Here is a 1,388-nt window from a genome sequence, read left to right as displayed (position 1 = left end):
GGTGGCGACCAGGGTGGCCATATGCATCGCCGAGGCGGCGATGCATATGGCCACCCTGGTCGCCACCCGTTTTTCCATCGTCACCACGCTGCCGCGCACGCTGATTATCGCCCGCCACCTGCTGCACCAGTATGGCTTCTACCACCACTGCGCCGGGCTGCACGCCATCGATCTGCCGGTGCTGGCGCTGGAAGACGGCAGCGGCCGGGCGCAGGAGCAGGTACGTCAGCGCTGCGTTCAGGCGCTGAAGGAGGACGGCTGCGGGGCGATTGTGCTGGGCTGCGGCGGGATGGCGACGCTGGCGCAGGAGCTCACTCGCGAGCTGCGGGTACCGGTCATCGACGGCGTCAGCGCGGCGGTAAAAATGGTCGAGTCGCTGGTGGCGCTCGGCCTGTCGACCAGCAAGCAGGGTGACCTGGCCTTCCCGGAAGCGAAAGATTTAGGCGGCAGGTTTCAGTCATTTAACTGATGGTGATGAGTAAAGAGGTGGGAGATGAGTCAGCAGTCAGCGCTTTTTAATCAGGATTATCCTCGCGATCTGCGCGGCTATGCCGGCCAGACGCCGCGCGCGCCGTGGCCGCAGAATGCGCGTATCGCCGTACAGTTTGTTTTAAATTATGAAGAGGGGGCGGAAAACCACGTCCTGCACGGCGACGCGGGCTCCGAGCAGTTTCTCTCCGACATTATCGGCGCGGCCAGCTACCCTGACCGACATATGTCGATGGACTCGCTGTACGAGTACGGCAGCCGCGCCGGGTTCTGGCGCATTCACCGCGAGTTCAGCCAGCGCGGGCTGCCGCTGACCGTGTTCGGCGTGGCGATGGCGCTGGCGCGGCATCCCGATATCGTGGCGGCGATTAAGGCCGCCAACTACGACGTGGTTAGCCACGGCTGGCGCTGGATCCACTATCAGCATATGGATATCGAGACCGAGCGCGCGCATCTGCAGCAGGCGGTGCAGGTGTTAACCGATCTCTTTGGCAGGCCGCCCACCGGCTGGTACACCGGGCGCGACAGCCCCAACACTCGCCGGCTGGTGGTTGAGCACGGCGGCTTTGATTACGACAGCGACTACTACGGCGACGATCTGCCGTTTTGGGTCGAGGTGCCGTGCGCCGACGGTTCGCGCAGGCCGCACCTGATTGTGCCCTATACCCTCGATACCAACGACATGCGTTTTGCCACCGCGCAGGGGTTCAATACCGCGGAGCAGTTTTATACCTACCTCAAAGATAGCTTTGACGTGCTGTATGAAGAGGGGCGCGAGGCGCCGAAGATGATGTCCGTCGGCATGCACTGCCGCCTGCTGGGCCGCCCGGGGCGCTTCCGGGCTCTGCAGCGCTTCCTTGATTACGTCCCGCAGCATGAGCCGGGGTGGGTCTGCACCC

1 protein-coding gene and 1 pseudogene are annotated in these 1,388 nt (G+C 63.8%); both read left to right on the top strand.

All coding sequences use genetic code 11. The features are described 5' to 3' along the window. Positions 1 to 469 (top strand): annotated as a pseudogene (gene hpxA, locus PFH44_RS27605) (allantoin racemase); the annotation flags it as partial. A gap of 24 nt (positions 470 to 493) precedes the next feature. Beyond that, positions 494 to 1,388 (top strand): allantoinase PuuE (gene puuE, locus PFH44_RS27600; protein ID WP_283826844.1); only part of this gene is annotated, 895 nt, incomplete at its 3' end.

Origin of the sequence: Klebsiella sp. Ech2A (assembly GCF_030078455.1) — a bacterium.
In the GTDB taxonomy this organism is placed as follows: domain Bacteria; phylum Pseudomonadota; class Gammaproteobacteria; order Enterobacterales; family Enterobacteriaceae; genus Klebsiella; species Klebsiella terrigena.
Note: the sequence above shows the minus strand (reverse complement) of the source record. Positions and strands in the feature narration are given on the sequence as shown.